The organism is Pseudomonas bohemica (assembly GCF_002934685.1).
Lineage (GTDB): Bacteria > Pseudomonadota > Gammaproteobacteria > Pseudomonadales > Pseudomonadaceae > Aquipseudomonas > Aquipseudomonas bohemica.
In genome coordinates this window covers 127,529-144,237 of the sequence record NZ_NKHL01000107.1, presented here as the reverse complement: position 1 = coordinate 144,237, position 16,709 = coordinate 127,529, and the positions used below count along the sequence as shown (strand labels likewise).

General features: G+C 55.3%; 17 protein-coding genes. All 17 read left to right on the top strand.

Annotated features, from left to right (window positions below):
- On the top strand, positions 1-2,768 hold a 2,768-nt coding region (gene rpoB / locus CE491_RS14030), incomplete at its 5' end, for a DNA-directed RNA polymerase subunit beta (protein WP_110948922.1).
- 63 nt (positions 2,769-2,831) lie between these two features.
- Complete coding sequence (gene rpoC / locus CE491_RS14025) at positions 2,832-7,031, top strand: DNA-directed RNA polymerase subunit beta' (RefSeq protein ID WP_110948921.1); 4,200 nt, start codon at positions 2,832-2,834, stop codon at positions 7,029-7,031.
- A gap of 202 nt (positions 7,032-7,233) precedes the next feature.
- Positions 7,234-7,605 (top strand): 30S ribosomal protein S12, encoded by a 372-nt coding sequence (gene rpsL, locus CE491_RS14020; protein ID WP_003186084.1) that lies wholly within the window; start codon positions 7,234-7,236, stop codon positions 7,603-7,605.
- Positions 7,606-7,717: 112 nt separating this feature from the next.
- Positions 7,718-8,191: a 30S ribosomal protein S7 gene (gene rpsG / locus CE491_RS14015; RefSeq protein WP_110948920.1), complete on the top strand. Its 474-nt coding sequence runs from the start codon at positions 7,718-7,720 to the stop codon at positions 8,189-8,191.
- Positions 8,192-8,221: 30 nt separating this feature from the next.
- A complete protein-coding gene (gene fusA / locus CE491_RS14010; protein ID WP_110948919.1) occupies positions 8,222-10,327 on the top strand; it encodes an elongation factor G in 2,106 nt (701 codons plus the stop codon).
- A 31-nt stretch (positions 10,328-10,358) separates the two neighbouring features.
- Positions 10,359-11,552 (top strand): elongation factor Tu, encoded by a 1,194-nt coding sequence (gene tuf, locus CE491_RS14005; protein ID WP_110948918.1) that lies wholly within the window; start codon positions 10,359-10,361, stop codon positions 11,550-11,552.
- Positions 11,553-11,691: 139 nt separating this feature from the next.
- Complete coding sequence (gene rpsJ / locus CE491_RS14000) at positions 11,692-12,003, top strand: 30S ribosomal protein S10 (RefSeq protein WP_003186070.1); 312 nt, start codon at positions 11,692-11,694, stop codon at positions 12,001-12,003.
- An 81-nt stretch (positions 12,004-12,084) separates the two neighbouring features.
- Positions 12,085-12,720 (top strand): 50S ribosomal protein L3, encoded by a 636-nt coding sequence (gene rplC / locus CE491_RS13995; protein WP_110948917.1) that lies wholly within the window; start codon positions 12,085-12,087, stop codon positions 12,718-12,720.
- 12 nt (positions 12,721-12,732) lie between these two features.
- The gene (rplD, locus tag CE491_RS13990) at positions 12,733-13,335 is read left to right on the top strand and encodes a 50S ribosomal protein L4 (protein ID WP_110948916.1); all 603 of its coding nucleotides are present in this window, start codon (positions 12,733-12,735) and stop codon (positions 13,333-13,335) included.
- Positions 13,332-13,631, top strand: a complete 300-nt coding sequence (rplW, locus tag CE491_RS13985; protein WP_008374165.1) for a 50S ribosomal protein L23 — start codon at positions 13,332-13,334, stop codon at positions 13,629-13,631. Before rplD ends, rplW begins: the two co-directional genes overlap by 4 nt.
- Before the next feature lie 14 nt (positions 13,632-13,645).
- Complete coding sequence (gene rplB / locus CE491_RS13980) at positions 13,646-14,470, top strand: 50S ribosomal protein L2 (protein ID WP_110948915.1); 825 nt, start codon at positions 13,646-13,648, stop codon at positions 14,468-14,470.
- Between the two features lie 16 nt (positions 14,471-14,486).
- Entirely contained in the window at positions 14,487-14,762 is a 276-nt protein-coding gene (rpsS, locus tag CE491_RS13975) for a 30S ribosomal protein S19 (protein WP_002555486.1), read from the top strand.
- A 13-nt stretch (positions 14,763-14,775) separates the two neighbouring features.
- Complete coding sequence (rplV, locus tag CE491_RS13970; RefSeq protein ID WP_003103908.1) at positions 14,776-15,108, top strand: 50S ribosomal protein L22; 333 nt, start codon at positions 14,776-14,778, stop codon at positions 15,106-15,108.
- Between the two features lie 13 nt (positions 15,109-15,121).
- Positions 15,122-15,808, top strand: a complete 687-nt coding sequence (gene rpsC, locus CE491_RS13965; RefSeq protein ID WP_085688068.1) for a 30S ribosomal protein S3 — start codon at positions 15,122-15,124, stop codon at positions 15,806-15,808.
- Positions 15,809-15,820: 12 nt separating this feature from the next.
- Positions 15,821-16,234: a 50S ribosomal protein L16 gene (rplP, locus tag CE491_RS13960; RefSeq protein ID WP_019409905.1), complete on the top strand. Its 414-nt coding sequence runs from the start codon at positions 15,821-15,823 to the stop codon at positions 16,232-16,234.
- Positions 16,234-16,425 carry a 50S ribosomal protein L29 gene (rpmC, locus tag CE491_RS13955; RefSeq protein WP_002555481.1) on the top strand — a complete coding sequence of 64 codons (192 nt, stop codon included), beginning with the start codon at positions 16,234-16,236 and terminating at the stop codon, positions 16,423-16,425. The genes rplP and rpmC overlap by 1 nt, the downstream gene beginning before the upstream one ends.
- A gap of 2 nt (positions 16,426-16,427) precedes the next feature.
- Complete coding sequence (rpsQ, locus tag CE491_RS13950; RefSeq protein ID WP_003194644.1) at positions 16,428-16,694, top strand: 30S ribosomal protein S17; 267 nt, start codon at positions 16,428-16,430, stop codon at positions 16,692-16,694.
- The last annotated feature ends 15 nt before the right edge of the window (positions 16,695-16,709 follow it).

Here is a 16,709-nt window from a genome sequence, read left to right as displayed (position 1 = left end):
CGTTGGTTGATATCCGTAACGGCAAAGGCATTGTCGATGACATCGACCACCTGGGTAACCGTCGTGTTCGCTGCGTAGGCGAGATGGCCGAGAACCAGTTCCGTGTTGGTCTGGTGCGTGTTGAGCGTGCGGTCAAAGAGCGTCTGTCGATGGCAGAAAGCGAAGGCCTGATGCCTCAGGACCTGATCAACGCCAAGCCAGTTGCTGCTGCGGTCAAAGAGTTCTTCGGTTCCAGCCAGTTGTCGCAGTTCATGGACCAGAACAATCCGCTGTCCGAGATCACCCACAAGCGCCGCGTTTCCGCTCTCGGCCCTGGTGGTCTGACTCGTGAGCGCGCAGGCTTCGAAGTTCGTGACGTACACCCGACTCACTACGGTCGTGTCTGCCCGATCGAAACGCCGGAAGGTCCGAACATCGGTCTGATCAACTCGCTGGCCGCCTATGCCCGCACCAACCAGTACGGCTTCCTGGAAAGTCCGTATCGCGTGGTGAAAGAGGGTCTGGTGACCGACGAGATCGTTTTCCTGTCCGCAATCGAAGAAGCCGATCACGTGATCGCGCAGGCTTCGGCGGCCATGAACGACAAAGGTCAACTGATCGATGAACTGGTTGCCGTGCGTCATCTGAACGAATTCACCGTCAAGGCGCCTGAAGACGTCACGTTGATGGACGTTTCGCCGAAGCAGGTAGTTTCGGTAGCAGCATCGCTGATTCCGTTCCTCGAGCACGACGACGCCAACCGTGCGTTGATGGGTTCGAACATGCAGCGTCAAGCTGTACCGACCCTGCGCGCTGACAAGCCGCTGGTGGGTACTGGCATGGAGCGCAACGTTGCGCGTGATTCGGGTGTTTGTGTCGTTGCTCGTCGTGGCGGCGTAATCGACTCCGTTGACGCCAGCCGTATCGTGGTTCGTGTTGCTGATGACGAAGTTGAACCAGGCGAAGCTGGTGTCGACATCTACAACCTGACCAAATACACCCGCTCCAACCAGAACACCTGCATCAACCAGCGTCCGCTGGTGAGCAAGGGCGATCGCGTTCAGCGCAGCGATATCATGGCTGACGGTCCGTCCACCGATATGGGTGAACTGGCTCTAGGTCAGAACATGCGCATCGCGTTCATGGCGTGGAACGGCTTCAACTTCGAAGACTCCATCTGCCTGTCAGAGCGTGTTGTTCAGGAAGACCGCTTCACCACGATTCACATCCAGGAACTGACCTGTGTGGCTCGTGATACCAAGCTGGGCCCAGAGGAAATCACTGCTGACATCCCTAACGTGGGTGAAGCAGCGCTGAACAAGCTGGACGAGGCGGGTATCGTTTATGTAGGTGCTGAAGTAGGCGCTGGCGACATTCTGGTAGGTAAGGTCACTCCGAAAGGCGAGACCCAACTGACTCCAGAAGAAAAGCTGCTGCGCGCAATCTTCGGTGAGAAGGCCAGCGACGTTAAAGACACCTCCCTTCGCGTACCTACCGGTACCAAGGGTACTGTCATCGACGTGCAGGTCTTCACGCGTGATGGCGTTGAGCGTGATGCCCGTGCGCTGTCCATTGAGAAGAGCCAGCTGGACGAGATCCGCAAGGATCTGAACGAAGAGTTCCGCATTGTCGAGGGCGCGACCTTCGAACGTCTGCGTTCCGCGCTGGTTGGTCGTTCCGTGGAAGGTGGTGCTGGCCTGAAGAAGGGCCAGGAAATCACCGACGAAGTCCTCGACGGTCTCGAGCATGGCCAGTGGTTCAAGCTGCGCATGGTCGAAGACGCGCTGAATGAGCAACTCGAGCGAGCTCAAGCTTACATCGTTGATCGTCGCCGTCTGCTGGACGACAAGTTTGAAGACAAGAAACGCAAACTGCAGCAGGGCGATGACCTGGCTCCAGGCGTGCTGAAAATTGTCAAGGTCTACCTTGCCATTCGTCGTCGCATCCAGCCGGGTGACAAAATGGCCGGACGCCACGGTAACAAGGGTGTGGTCTCCGTGATCATGCCGGTTGAAGACATGCCGCACGATGCCAATGGCACGCCTGTGGATATCGTCCTCAACCCGTTGGGTGTACCTTCGCGTATGAACGTCGGTCAGATCCTCGAAACTCACCTTGGCCTCGCAGCCAAAGGTTTGGGCGAGAAGATCAACCGCATGCTCGAAGAGCAGCGTAAAGTCGTTGAATTGCGCAAGTTCCTGAACGAGATCTACAACGAGATCGGCGGTCGTCAGGAGAGCCTGGATGACCTGTCAGATCAGGAAGTTCTGGATCTGGCGAAGAACCTGCGTGGTGGCGTTCCAATGGCAACTCCGGTATTCGACGGTGCCAAGGAAAGCGAAATCAAGGCCATGCTGCGCCTAGCGGATATGCCGGACAGTGGCCAGATGCAGCTGTTCGACGGTCGCACCGGCAACAAATTCGAGCGTCCGGTAACTGTTGGCTACATGTACATGCTGAAGCTGAACCACTTGGTGGACGACAAGATGCATGCGCGTTCCACTGGTTCTTACAGCCTGGTTACCCAGCAGCCGCTGGGTGGTAAGGCGCAGTTCGGTGGTCAGCGTTTCGGGGAGATGGAGGTCTGGGCGCTGGAAGCATACGGCGCGGCATACACTCTGCAAGAAATGCTCACAGTGAAGTCGGACGATGTGAACGGTCGTACCAAGATGTACAAAAACATCGTGGACGGCGATCACCGTATGGAGCCGGGCATGCCCGAGTCCTTCAACGTGTTGATCAAAGAAATCCGTTCGCTCGGTATCGATATCGATCTGGAAACCGAATAACACGTGACGCGAATCGAGAGTGGGTCGGTATGAACACTCTCTGCTCCGCCAGGAGGAAAGGCCTTGAAAGACCTACTGAATTTGCTGAAAAACCAGGGGCAAGTCGAAGAGTTCGACGCCATCCGTATCGGATTGGCATCGCCTGAGATGATCCGTTCGTGGTCGTTCGGTGAAGTTAAAAAGCCGGAAACCATCAACTACCGTACGTTCAAGCCTGAGCGTGACGGCCTGTTCTGCGCCAAGATCTTTGGCCCGGTAAAGGATTACGAGTGCCTGTGCGGTAAGTACAAGCGCTTGAAGCATCGTGGTGTGATCTGCGAGAAGTGCGGCGTTGAAGTTGCACTGGCCAAGGTCCGTCGTGAGCGTATGGCTCACATCGAACTGGCATCGCCGGTTGCCCACATCTGGTTCTTGAAATCGCTGCCGTCCCGTATCGGCTTGCTGATGGACATGACCCTGCGTGATATCGAACGCGTTCTCTACTTCGAGAGCTATGTCGTTATCGATCCAGGCATGACCACCCTTGAAAAAGGTCAGCTGCTGAACGACGAGCAGTACTTCGAAGCCCTCGAAGAGTTCGGTGATGACTTCGACGCCCGTATGGGCGCCGAGGCTGTGCGCGAACTACTGCACGCTATCGATCTGGAGCACGAGATTGGGCGTCTGCGCGAAGAAATTCCGCAAACCAACTCCGAAACCAAGATCAAGAAGCTGTCCAAGCGCTTGAAGTTGATGGAAGCCTTTCAGGGTTCCGGCAACCTGCCTGAGTGGATGGTGTTGACCGTTCTGCCGGTTCTGCCGCCAGATCTGCGTCCACTGGTCCCACTGGATGGCGGTCGTTTCGCGACTTCCGACCTCAACGATCTGTATCGCCGGGTGATCAACCGTAACAACCGTTTGAAGCGCCTGCTGGATCTGTCCGCTCCGGACATCATCGTGCGCAACGAAAAACGTATGCTGCAGGAAGCTGTGGATGCGCTGCTCGATAACGGTCGTCGCGGTCGCGCAATTACCGGTTCCAACAAGCGTCCTTTGAAATCCCTGGCTGACATGATCAAGGGTAAACAAGGTCGCTTCCGTCAGAACTTGCTCGGTAAGCGCGTTGACTACTCGGGTCGTTCGGTAATTACCGTAGGTCCGACCCTGCGTCTGCACCAATGCGGTCTGCCGAAGAAGATGGCTCTCGAGCTGTTCAAGCCGTTCATTTTCGGCAAGCTGGAAATGCGTGGCCTGGCGACCACCATCAAGGCTGCCAAGAAGATGGTCGAACGTGAGCTGCCAGAGGTCTGGGACGTTCTCGCCGAAGTGATTCGCGAACACCCAGTGTTGCTCAACCGGGCACCTACCCTTCACCGTCTCGGTATCCAGGCGTTTGAACCGGTGTTGATCGAAGGTAAGGCAATACAGCTGCATCCGCTGGTTTGTGCGGCATACAACGCCGACTTCGACGGTGACCAAATGGCCGTTCACGTACCGCTGACGCTGGAAGCCCAGCTCGAAGCGCGCGCGCTGATGATGTCGACCAACAACATTCTGTCGCCAGCCAACGGTGAGCCAATCATCGTTCCGTCGCAGGACGTTGTATTGGGTCTGTACTACATGACCCGTGAAGCGATCAACGCCAAGGGCGAAGGCCGTATCTTCGCGGATCTGCAGGAAGTCGACCGCGTGTTCCGCGCCGGCGAAGCTGCACTGCACGCGAAAATCAAGGTTCGTATCAACGAAACCGTGAACGATCGTGATGGCGGCAGTGTTACCAATACTCGTATCGTCGACACCACTGTCGGCCGTGCGTTGCTGTTCCAGGTGGTTCCGGCTGGCCTGTCTTACGACGTGGTCAACCAGCCAATGAAGAAAAAGGCGATTTCTAAGCTGATCAACCAGTGCTACCGCGTGGTTGGTCTGAAAGAGACCGTGATCTTCGCTGACCAGCTGATGTACACCGGTTTTGCCTACTCGACGATCTCGGGTGTTTCCATCGGCGTTAACGACTTCGTTATCCCGGATGAGAAAGCTCGCATCATCGACGCCGCTACTGAAGAAGTTAAAGAGATCGAAAGTCAGTACGCATCCGGCCTGGTAACCCAGGGCGAGAAGTACAACAAGGTGATCGACCTCTGGTCCAAGGCCAACGACGAAGTGTCCAAGGCGATGATGTCCAACCTCTCGAAAGAGAAGGTTGTCGACCGTCATGGCGATACCGTGGATCAAGAGTCGTTCAACTCGATGTACATGATGGCCGACTCCGGTGCGCGGGGTTCCGCAGCACAGATTCGTCAGCTGGCCGGTATGCGTGGCTTGATGGCCAAGCCGGACGGCTCGATCATCGAGACGCCGATCACTGCGAACTTCCGAGAAGGCTTGAGCGTACTCCAGTACTTCATCTCGACTCACGGTGCTCGTAAAGGTCTGGCGGATACCGCCTTGAAAACTGCGAACTCCGGTTACCTGACCCGTCGTCTGGTAGACGTGGCGCAGGATCTGGTAGTGACCGAAGTCGACTGCGGTACCGAACAGGGCCTGCTGATGACTCCGCACATCGAAGGCGGCGACGTCGTCGAGCCTCTGGGTGAGCGTGTACTGGGTCGTGTAATTGCGCGTGATGTGTTCAAGCCTGGTACCGAAGACGTCATCGTTCCGGCCGGCACCCTGGTCGACGAGAAGTGGGTCGAATTCATCGAGCTGAACAGCATCGACGAAGTGATCGTGCGCTCGCCAATCAGCTGTGAAACACGTCACGGGATCTGCGCCAAGTGCTACGGTCGCGATCTGGCTCGTGGTCACCAGGTGAACATTGGTGAAGCTGTCGGCGTTATTGCTGCTCAGTCGATCGGTGAGCCGGGTACCCAACTGACCATGCGTACGTTCCACATCGGTGGTGCGGCAAGCCGTACTTCCGCAGCCGACAGTGTTCAGGTGAAGAACGGGGGTATCGTCCGCCTGCACAACCTGAAGCATGTTGAGCGTCTCGACGGCGCCCTGGTCGCGGTATCGCGTTCCGGTGAGCTGGCGATCGCCGATGAGTTCGGTCGTGAGCGCGAGCGTTACAAGCTCCCTTATGGTGCAGTGATCTCGGTGAAGGAAGGCGACAAGGTCGACGCTGGCTCTATCGTGGCCAAGTGGGACCCGCACACTCACCCGATCGTTACCGAAATGAAAGGTACCGTGACGTACGTGGGCATGGAAGAGGGTATTACGATCAAGCGCCAGACGGACGAACTGACCGGTCTGACCAACATCGAAGTACTGGATGCCAAAGATCGCCCTGCGGCAGGCAAAGATATTCGCCCTGCTGTGAAGATGGTAGGTATCGATGGCAAGGATCTGCTGTTGCCAGGTACTGACGTACCGGCTCAGTACTTCCTGCCGGCGAACGCCCTGGTCGGTGTCGCGGACGGTGCTCAAGTGGGCGTAGGTGATGTTATCGCCCGTATCCCGCAAGAGACTTCCAAGACCCGTGACATCACCGGCGGTCTGCCGCGCGTTGCCGACTTGTTCGAAGCGCGTCGCCCGAAGGAAGCATCGATCCTGGCGGAAGTCAGCGGTACGATCGCCTTTGGCAAAGAGACCAAGGGCAAGCGTCGTCTGGTGATCACTCCGAACGACGGTAGCGATCCGTACGAAGAGCTGATTCCAAAATGGCGTCACCTGAACGTCTTCGAAGGTGAGCAGGTGAACCGCGGTGAGGTTATCTCCGACGGCCCTAGCGATCCGCACGACATCTTGCGTTTGCTGGGTGTCAGCGCTCTGGCGAAATACATCGTCAACGAGATTCAGGACGTTTACCGCCTGCAAGGCGTGAAGATCAACGACAAGCACATCGAAACGATCCTTCGTCAGATGTTGCGCAAGGTCGAGATCAGCGAGTCGGGCGACTCTACCTTCATCAAGGGCGACCAGATGGAGTTGACGCATGTATTGGTTGAGAACGAGCGTCTGGCACAGGACGAGAAATTCATTGCGAAATTCACTCGTGTGCTGCTAGGTATCACCAAGGCATCGTTGTCCACCGAATCGTTCATCTCGGCGGCTTCCTTCCAGGAGACCACTCGCGTTCTGACCGAGGCGGCGGTAACCGGCAAGCGCGATTATCTGCGCGGTTTGAAAGAAAACGTGGTTGTGGGTCGTCTGATTCCGGCCGGTACCGGTCTGGCATATCACAGCGAGCGTAAGCGTCGCCGTGATGCTGACAAACCGCTGCGTGTGAGTGCGAGCGAAGTCGAAGCTGCGCTGACCGAAGCGTTGAACTCAAGCAGTAATTGAGAGTAGGGCCCTGAATCTGTGTCCACCTAAACCGACAGGCAATTTACTGTAAACGGGTGGGCATTGAGGTCGGGGCTTTGCCTTGACTGGGGGCGGGATCCTCTTTAGACTCTTGTACCCCTAAATCTGGCGGGACGTATGTCCTGCCATTTTGCTTTTCTTGTAAGACAATAGCGTCGCAAGACAACAGTGGAGCTAGTAGATGGCAACTATCAACCAGCTGGTACGTCAGCCGCGTAAGCGTATCGTCGAGAAATCCGACGTGCCTGCGCTGCAGAACTGCCCGCAACGTCGTGGCGTGTGCACTCGCGTGTACACTACTACGCCGAAAAAACCTAACTCGGCACTGCGTAAAGTATGCCGCGTGCGTCTGACCAACGGGTTCGAGGTTTCCTCGTACATCGGCGGTGAAGGCCACAACCTGCAAGAGCACAGCGTCGTCCTGATTCGTGGCGGCCGTGTAAAAGACTTGCCAGGTGTTCGTTACCACACCGTTCGCGGTTCGTTGGATACCTCCGGTGTTAAAGGTCGTAACCAGGGTCGTTCGAAATACGGTACCAAGCGTCCGAAGTAATTCGGTCGTCTTGCAGTCGTTCATAAATTTTATTGTGTCGATAAGAGTAAGGTCGGGCGATGCATTTAATGCGCTGTCCCGAGCGAACCTGAAGACCGTTTGAGGGCTTATCATGCCAAGACGTCGCGTAGCAGCAAAACGTGAGATTCTGGACGATCCGAAGTACGGATCGCAGATTCTCGCCAAGTTCATGAACCACGTAATGGAAAGCGGCAAAAAAGCCGTTGCCGAACGTATCGTTTACGGAGCCCTGGACACAGTCAAGGCTCGTAAGGCTGGTACCGATCCCCTGGAACTCTTCGAAAAAGCACTCGACGCCATCGCTCCGCTGGTCGAAGTGAAGTCGCGCCGTGTAGGCGGTGCTACTTACCAGGTTCCGGTCGAAGTTCGCCCATCCCGTCGTAATGCTCTGGCAATGCGTTGGCTGGTAGACTTCGCGCGCAAGCGCGGCGAGAAGTCTATGGCTCTGCGTTTGGCTGGCGAACTGATGGACGCCGCCGAAGGTAAAGGTGCTGCAGTTAAGAAGCGTGAAGACGTGCACCGTATGGCTGAAGCCAACAAGGCTTTCTCGCACTACCGCTTCTAATTTCAGCGTCACTAATTTTGCGAGGGCTTTATGGCTCGTACTACACCGATTAACCGCTACCGTAACATTGGTATCGTGGCTCACGTGGATGCTGGTAAAACCACCACCACTGAGCGCGTCCTTTTTTACACCGGCAAAAGCCACAAGATGGGCGAGGTGCATGACGGCGCCGCGACCACCGACTGGATGGTTCAGGAGCAGGAGCGTGGTATTACCATTACTTCTGCTGCTATTACTGCCTTCTGGCAGGGTTCCGAGAAGCAGCACAAAGACCAATACCGCTTCAACGTTATTGACACCCCGGGCCACGTAGACTTCACCATTGAAGTTGAGCGTTCCCTGCGTGTGCTCGACGGCGCGGTCGTTGTGTTCTGCGGTACCTCGGGCGTTGAGCCGCAGTCGGAAACCGTATGGCGTCAAGCCAACAAATACGGCGTACCGCGTATCGTTTACGTGAACAAGATGGACCGTGCCGGCGCCAACTTCCTGCGCGTAATCGCGCAGATCAAACAGCGCCTGGGTCATACGCCTGTACCTATCCAGTTGGCTATCGGTGCTGAAGACAACTTCCAGGGTCAGATCGATCTGATGACCATGGAAGCGGTTTACTGGAACGATGCCGACAAAGGTATGGTTCCGCGTCGTGAAGCTATTCCTGCTGAGTTGCAGGAACTGGCTGATGAGTGGCGCAGCAACATGGTTGAAGCTGCAGCTGAAGCCAGTGAAGAGCTGATGAACAAGTATCTCGAGGGTGAAGAGCTCACCAACGAGGAAATCAAGACCGCTCTGCGTCAGCGTACTATTGCTGGTGAGATCGTCTTGGCTGTTTGCGGTTCTTCGTTCAAGAACAAGGGTGTTCCTCTGGTTCTCGACGCCGTTATCGACTATCTGCCGGCTCCAACCGACATTCCTGCCATCAAGGGTTCCGATCCTGATGATGAGGAAGTTCAGATGGAGCGTCACGCAGACGACAACGAGCCGTTCTCGGCTCTGGCGTTCAAGATCGCGACCGACCCATTCGTGGGCACCTTGACTTTCGTCCGCGTTTATTCGGGCGTGTTGGCCTCCGGTGACGGCGTCATCAACTCGGTCAAGGGCAAGAAAGAGCGTGTCGGTCGTATGGTGCAAATGCACGCTAACGCCCGTGAAGAAATCAAGGAAGTACGCGCTGGTGACATCGCGGCCTTGATTGGCATGAAGGACGTCACTACTGGTGAAACCTTGTGCAGCGCTGACAAGCCAATCATTCTGGTTCGTATGGACTTCCCGGAGCCGGTAATTTCGGTTGCCGTTGAGCCAAAAACCAAAGATGACCAGGAAAAAATGGGTATTGCACTGGGCAAGCTTGCTCAGGAAGACCCGTCTTTCCGCGTCAAAACTGATGAAGAGACTGGTCAAACGATCATCTCGGGCATGGGCGAGTTGCACCTGGACATCCTGGTTGACCGGATGCGCCGTGAGTTCAACGTCGAAGCCAACATCGGTAAGCCTCAGGTTTCGTATCGTGAGCGCATCACGAAGAACTGTGAAATCGAAGGCAAGTTCGTTCGTCAGTCCGGCGGTCGTGGCCAGTTCGGTCATTGCTGGATCCGTTTTGCACCTGCTGACGAAGGTCAGGAAGGTCTGCAATTCGTGAACGAAGTGGTGGGTGGTGTGGTTCCTAAGGAATACATCCCGGCTATCCAGAAGGGTATTGAAGAGCAGATGAAGAACGGCGTTGTTGCCGGCTATCCGCTCATCGGCCTGAAGGCTACCGTGTTTGATGGTTCTTACCACGACGTCGACTCGAACGAGATGGCGTTTAAGGTGGCTGCTTCCATGGCGACCAAGCAACTGGCCCAGAAGGGCGGTGGTGAGCTGCTTGAGCCGATCATGGCGGTAGAGGTTGTTACGCCTGAAGACTATATGGGTGACGTGATGGGCGACCTTAACCGTCGTCGCGGCATGATCCTGGGTATGGAAGATACGGTTTCCGGCAAGGTAATTCGCGCTGAGGTTCCGTTGGGCGAGATGTTCGGTTATGCGACCGACGTTCGCTCCATGTCCCAAGGTCGCGCAAGCTACTCTATGGAATTCAAAAAATACAATACAGCTCCGTCGCACATCGTCGACACTGTAACCAAAAAACAAGGCTGATTCAGCGCCTTTAGGCTAGGAGTTATTTGTCGTGGCTAAAGAAAAATTTGAACGTAACAAACCGCACGTCAACGTTGGCACCATCGGTCACGTTGACCACGGTAAAACCACTCTGACCGCAGCACTGACTCGTGTCTGCTCCGAAGTTTTCGGTTCGGCTAAGGTCGACTTCGATAAAATCGACAGCGCGCCAGAAGAAAAAGCCCGTGGTATCACCATCAACACCGCTCACGTTGAATATGATTCGGCCGTACGCCACTATGCGCACGTTGACTGCCCAGGTCACGCCGACTACGTAAAAAACATGATCACCGGTGCTGCTCAGATGGATGGCGCGATTCTGGTTTGCTCGGCCGCTGATGGCCCGATGCCGCAAACCCGTGAGCACATCCTGCTGTCCCGTCAGGTTGGCGTTCCGTACATCGTTGTCTTCCTGAACAAGGCTGACATGGTTGACGACGCTGAACTGCTGGAACTGGTTGAGATGGAAGTTCGTGACCTGTTGAGCACTTACGAGTTCCCAGGCGACGACACTCCGATCATCATCGGTTCGGCTCTGATGGCTCTGAACGGCCAAGACGACAACGAAATGGGTACCTCGGCCGTTAAGAAACTGGTTGAAACTCTGGACAGCTATATCCCAGAACCAGTTCGTGCTATCGATAAGCCATTCCTGATGCCAATCGAAGACGTATTCTCGATCTCGGGTCGCGGTACTGTTGTGACTGGTCGTGTTGAGCGTGGCATCATCAAAATCCAGGAAGAAGTCGAGATCGTGGGGCTGCGTGACACCACCAAGACTACTTGCACTGGTGTTGAAATGTTCCGCAAGCTGCTGGACGAAGGTCGTGCTGGCGAGAACTGCGGCGTTCTGCTGCGTGGTACCAAGCGTGATGACGTTGAGCGTGGTCAAGTTCTGGTTAAGCCAGGCACCGTTAAGCCTCACACTCAGTTCGAAGCTGAAATCTACGTTCTGAGCAAGGAGGAAGGCGGTCGTCACACTCCGTTCTTCAAAGGCTACCGTCCACAGTTCTACTTCCGTACTACCGACGTAACTGGTAGCTGCGAGCTGCCGGAAGGCACTGAAATGGTTATGCCAGGTGACAACGTTAAAGTTTCCGTCACACTGATCAAGCCAATCGCAATGGAAGATGGTCTGCGTTTCGCTATCCGTGAAGGCGGTCGTACCGTCGGCGCTGGCGTCGTAGCCAAAATCATCGCCTAAGCGTTGATTTAAGAAAAAGCCTCCGCTTGCGGGGGCTTTTTTTATTGGGTTGACACCCTGTTAGCTCGTCTATAGAATTGCGCCTCCTTTTAACGGGCGTATTGCGCTCGGTGGGAAGTAGCCTGGAGTCTGAAATCCAATGCAAAATCAGCAAATCCGTATCAGGTTGAAGGCATTCGACCATCGCCTGATCGACCAATCCACCCAGGAAATCGTGGAAACCGCGAAACGTACTGGTGCTCAAGTGCGTGGTCCAATTCCACTGCCTACCCGTAAAGAGCGGTTCACCGTTCTGGTCTCCCCGCACGTCAACAAAGACGCGCGCGACCAGTACGAGATCCGTACTCATAAGCGCGTTCTGGACATCGTCCAGCCAACGGATAAAACCGTTGACGCACTTATGAAGCTTGATCTTGCGGCAGGTGTGGAAGTGCAGATCAGCCTCGGCTAAGACTTGGGTCTTGGTCGTGTAACGCTCTGAAATGGGCGGCCATAGCGGGTGAAAGCCCCGTACACTCATGAGGTTTACAACATGACTATTGGTGTAGTCGGTCGTAAATGCGGTATGACCCGTATTTTCACCGAAGAAGGTGTCTCCATTCCGGTCACGGTCATCGAGATCGAGCCGAATCGCGTCACCCAGTTCAAAACCGAAGAAAGCGATGGCTATCGTGCAGTGCAAGTCACTGTCGGTGAGCGTCGTGCTTCGCGCGTGACTGCTGCTCAAGCAGGTCACTTCGCTAAAGCGAACGTTGCCGCTGGTCGTACCGTTCTGGAATTCCGTCTTGAAGAAGGCGAGTACCAGGCTGGCGATCTGATCAATGCAGAAATCTTCGCAGCTGGCCAACTGGTAGACGTTACCGGTCAGTCGAAAGGTAAAGGCTTTGCCGGTACCATCAAGCGCTGGAATTTCCGCGGTCAAGATAACACCCACGGTAACTCCGTTTCCCACCGCGTCCCGGGCTCTATCGGCCAGTGCCAGACTCCTGGTCGTGTATTCAAGGGCAAAAAAATGTCCGGTCATATGGGCGCTGAGCGCGTGACCGTGCAGTCCCTGGAAGTAGTGCGCGTGGACGCTGAACGCAATCTGTTGTTGGTCAAGGGCGCTGTTCCTGGCGCTACTGGCGGCAACGTGGTTGTACGTCCAGCAGCCAAGGCTCGCGGTTAAGGGGAAGCTGACATGCAATTAAATGTAAATGACGCTCAAGCGATCGAAGTTTCCGAACTGACATTTGGCGGCGAGTTCAACGAGACGCTGGTTCACCAAGCAGTCGTGGCCTATATGGCTGGCGGCCGTCAAGGTAGCAAGCAGCAAAAGACCCGTTCCGACGTTTCCGGTGGCGGCAAGCGCCCATGGCGTCAGAAGGGTACTGGCCGCGCTCGTGCCGGTACTATCCGTAGCCCAATCTGGCGTGGCGGCGGTACCACTTTCGCGGCACGTCCTCAGGACCACACTCAGAAGCTCAACAAGAAGATGTATCGCGCTGCTCTGCGCTCCATCCTTGCTGAGCTGGTTCGTACTGATCGTCTGGTCGTGGTTCAGGATTTCGCTGTTGAAACTCCTAAAACCAAAGATCTGCTGGGCAAGCTGAACGACATGAGCCTGACCGACGTTTTGATCGTGTCGGACGCTGTTGATCAGAACCTGTACCTGGCTGCTCGTAACCTGCCCCACGTTGATGTACGTGACGTGCAAGGTTCCGATCCAGTTAGTCTGATCGCATACGACAAAGTGTTGATCACTGTGTCGGCCGTGAAGAAATTCGAGGAGCTGCTGGGATGAACCAGGAACGCGTATTTAAAGTTCTGCTTGGCCCGCACGTTTCCGAAAAGGCTACGGTTCTGGCAGACAAAAAAGGTCAGTTCGTTTTCAAGGTTGCTACTGATGCAACCAAGCTGGAAATCAAGAAGGCCGTCGAAAGCCTGTTCAGCGTGAAAGTAGAGCGTGTGACTACCCTGAACGTTCTGGGTAAGACCAAACGCACTGCTCGCGGTCTGGGCAAGCGTAATGACTGGAAGAAGGCGGTTATCTCCCTTCAACCAGGCCAAGATCTCGATTTCAGCAGCAGTGCTGAGTAAGGAAGGGGTGCATCATGGCAATCGTTAAATGCAAACCGACTTCCCCTGGCCGCCGTTTTGTGGTCAAGGTGGTCAACCAGGAGCTGCATAAAGGCGCTCCTCACGCACCGCTGCTCGAGAAAAAATCGAAGTCTGGTGGTCGTAACAATAATGGCCGCATTACCACTCGTCACGTTGGTGGTGGTCATAAGCAGCATTACCGTCTGGTCGACTTCCGTCGCAACGACAAGGATGGCATCGCTGCCACCGTCGAGCGTATCGAATACGATCCAAACCGTACTGCTCACATCGCACTGCTTCTGTATGCAGATGGCGAGCGTCGTTACATCATCGCACCGAAGGGTGTGAGTGCTGGCGACCAGCTGATTGCAGGTGCGTTGGCTCCAATCAAACCGGGTAACGCTCTGCAACTGCGCAACATTCCAGTTGGTAGCACCGTTCACGGTATTGAGCTGAAGCCTGGTAAAGGTGCTCAGATCGCTCGTTCCGCTGGTGCTTCGGCTCAGCTGGTCGCTCGTGAAGGTGTCTACGTGACTCTGCGTCTTCGCTCCGGTGAAATGCGTAAAGTCCTGTCCGAATGCCGTGCAACTTTGGGTGAAGTTTCGAACTCCGAGCACAGCCTTCGTTCGCTGGGTAAAGCTGGTGCCAAGCGCTGGCGTGGCGTTCGCCCAACCGTTCGTGGTGTTGCCATGAACCCGGTTGACCACCCACATGGTGGTGGTGAAGGTCGTACCTCTGGTGGTCGTCATCCGGTATCGCCGTGGGGCTTCCCGACTAAGGGCGCGAAGACTCGTGGTAATAAGCGTACCGACAAAATGATCGTCCGTCGTCGCAAGTAAATAGAGGGATACGACAGTGCCACGTTCTCTGAAAAAAGGTCCTTTTATTGATCTTCACCTACTGAAGAAGATCGAAGTGGCGGCGGAAAAGAACGATCGCAAACCAGTTAAAACCTGGTCGCGTCGTTCCATGATCCTGCCGCAAATGGTCGGTCTGACCATTGCTGTGCATAACGGTCGTCAGCATGTTCCTGTTCTCGTGAACGAAGACATGGTCGGCCACAAACTGGGCGAGTTTGCCGGTACCCGCACTTATCGTGGGCACGTGGCAGACAAGAAAGCCAAGCGTTAAGGGGTAAGGAACGATGGAAGTAGCCGCTAAGTTGTCGGGCGCTCGAATCTCCGCCCAGAAAGCCCGCTTGGTCGCCGACCAGATCCGCGGGAAGAAGGTGGGCGAAGCGCTCAACCTGTTGGCTTTCAGCAGTAAGAAAGCCGCCGAGATCATGAAGAAAGTGCTGGAGTCGGCCGTAGCCAACGCCGAGCATAACGAAGGCGCAGACGTTGATGACCTTAAGGTCTCCACCGTTTTCGTCAACGAAGGGCGTTCGCTGAAGCGCATCATGCCACGTGCCAAAGGCCGTGCTGATCGCATCGTCAAGCGGTCTTGCCATATCACTGTCAAGGTTGCTGACAAGTAACGGAGTCGAAGAGATGGGTCAGAAAGTACATCCCATTGGCATTCGCCTGGGAATCGTCAAGGAGCACACCTCCGTCTGGTACGCAGACGGTCGGACTTATGCGGACTATTTGCTCGCAGATCTGAAGGTGCGTGAGTATCTCCAAGACAAACTAAAAAGCGCGTCCGTTAGCCGTATCGATATCCATCGTCCGGCTCAAACTGCACGCATCACCATCCACACCGCTCGTCCAGGTATCGTTATCGGGAAGAAAGGTGAAGATGTTGAGAAACTGCGTCAGGACCTGACCAAGCAAATGGGTGTGCCTGTGCACATCAATATCGAAGAGATCCGCAAGCCGGAACTTGACGGTATGCTGGTTGCTCAGAGCGTAGCTCAGCAGCTGGAGCGTCGTGTGATGTTCCGTCGCGCCATGAAACGCGCCGTACAGAACGCCATGCGCATTGGTGCCAAAGGCATCAAAATCCAAGTGAGCGGTCGTCTCGGCGGTGCTGAAATCGCACGTACTGAATGGTATCGCGAAGGTCGTGTGCCACTGCACACCCTGCGTGCCGATATCGACTATGCCACCTACGAAGCTCACACCACTTACGGTGTGATCGGTGTCAAGGTTTGGATCTTCAAAGGCGAAGTAATTGGTGGTCGCCAGGAAGAGCTGAAACCTCAAGCACCAGCGCCTCGTAAAAAAGCTGCCAAGTAAGGGGTACGCCAAATGTTGCAACCAAAGCGTACGAAGTTCCGCAAGCAGATGACCGGCCACAACCGTGGTCTGGCACTGCGCGGTAGCAAAGTCAGCTTCGGCGAATATGCGCTGAAGTCTGTTGCTCGTGGTCGTCTCACCGCTCGTCAGATCGAGTCAGCGCGTCGTGCTCTGACCCGTCACGTAAAACGTGGCGGCAAGATCTGGATCCGTGTATTCCCGGACAAGCCTATTTCCAAAAAACCACTCGAAGTTCGGATGGGTAAAGGTAAGGGTAACGTCGAATACTGGGTTGCCCAGATTCAGCCAGGTAAAGTCCTGTATGAAATCGAGGGTGTTTCCGAAGAGTTGGCGCGTGAGGCTTTCGCCCTGGCTGCTGCAAAGCTGCCGCTCGCCACCTCCTTTGTTAAGCGGACGGTGATGTGATGAAAGCGAATGAACTTCGTGAAAAATCAGCACAGCAACTGAACGAGCAACTGCTCGGCTTGCTGCGCGACCAGTTCAATCTGCGTATGCAGAAAGCAACTGGCCAGTTGGGGCAGTCTCACCTGCTCTCGCAAGTTAAGCGTGACATCGCTCGCGTGAAGACTGTGCTCAACCAGCAGGCAGGTAAGTAATCATGGCTGAAGCCGAAAAAACCGTCCGTACGCTGACTGGCCGTGTCGTCAGCGACAAGATGGACAAGACCATCACCGTACTGATCGAGCGTCGCGTAAAGCACCCTATCTACGGTAAATACGTTAAGCGTTCGACTAAGCTGCACGCGCACGACGAAACCAATCAATGCCACATCGGCGACAAAGTCACTATTCGTGAAACTCGTCCGATGGCCAAGACCAAATCTTGGGCGCTGGTTGATGTTCTCGAACGCGCTGTGGAAGTCTAAGGGCTAGGGGTCGGA

Excerpts from the sequence above, each read along its gene's own strand:
- rpsL (WP_003186084.1), top strand. The coding sequence starts at position 7,234 with ATGGCAACTATCAACCAGCTGGTACGTCAGCCGCGTAAGCGTATCGTC.
- rpsG (WP_110948920.1), top strand. The coding sequence starts at position 7,718 with ATGCCAAGACGTCGCGTAGCAGCAAAACGTGAGATTCTGGACGATCCG.
- fusA (WP_110948919.1), top strand. The coding sequence starts at position 8,222 with ATGGCTCGTACTACACCGATTAACCGCTACCGTAACATTGGTATCGTG.
- rpsJ (WP_003186070.1), top strand. The coding sequence starts at position 11,692 with ATGCAAAATCAGCAAATCCGTATCAGGTTGAAGGCATTCGACCATCGC.
- rplC (WP_110948917.1), top strand. The coding sequence starts at position 12,085 with ATGACTATTGGTGTAGTCGGTCGTAAATGCGGTATGACCCGTATTTTC.
- rplD (WP_110948916.1), top strand. The coding sequence starts at position 12,733 with ATGCAATTAAATGTAAATGACGCTCAAGCGATCGAAGTTTCCGAACTG.
- rplW (WP_008374165.1), top strand. The coding sequence starts at position 13,332 with ATGAACCAGGAACGCGTATTTAAAGTTCTGCTTGGCCCGCACGTTTCC.
- rplB (WP_110948915.1), top strand. The coding sequence starts at position 13,646 with ATGGCAATCGTTAAATGCAAACCGACTTCCCCTGGCCGCCGTTTTGTG.
- rplV (WP_003103908.1), top strand. The coding sequence starts at position 14,776 with ATGGAAGTAGCCGCTAAGTTGTCGGGCGCTCGAATCTCCGCCCAGAAA.
- rpsC (WP_085688068.1), top strand. The coding sequence starts at position 15,122 with ATGGGTCAGAAAGTACATCCCATTGGCATTCGCCTGGGAATCGTCAAG.
- rplP (WP_019409905.1), top strand. The coding sequence starts at position 15,821 with ATGTTGCAACCAAAGCGTACGAAGTTCCGCAAGCAGATGACCGGCCAC.
- rpmC (WP_002555481.1), top strand. The coding sequence starts at position 16,234 with ATGAAAGCGAATGAACTTCGTGAAAAATCAGCACAGCAACTGAACGAG.
- rpsQ (WP_003194644.1), top strand. The coding sequence starts at position 16,428 with ATGGCTGAAGCCGAAAAAACCGTCCGTACGCTGACTGGCCGTGTCGTC.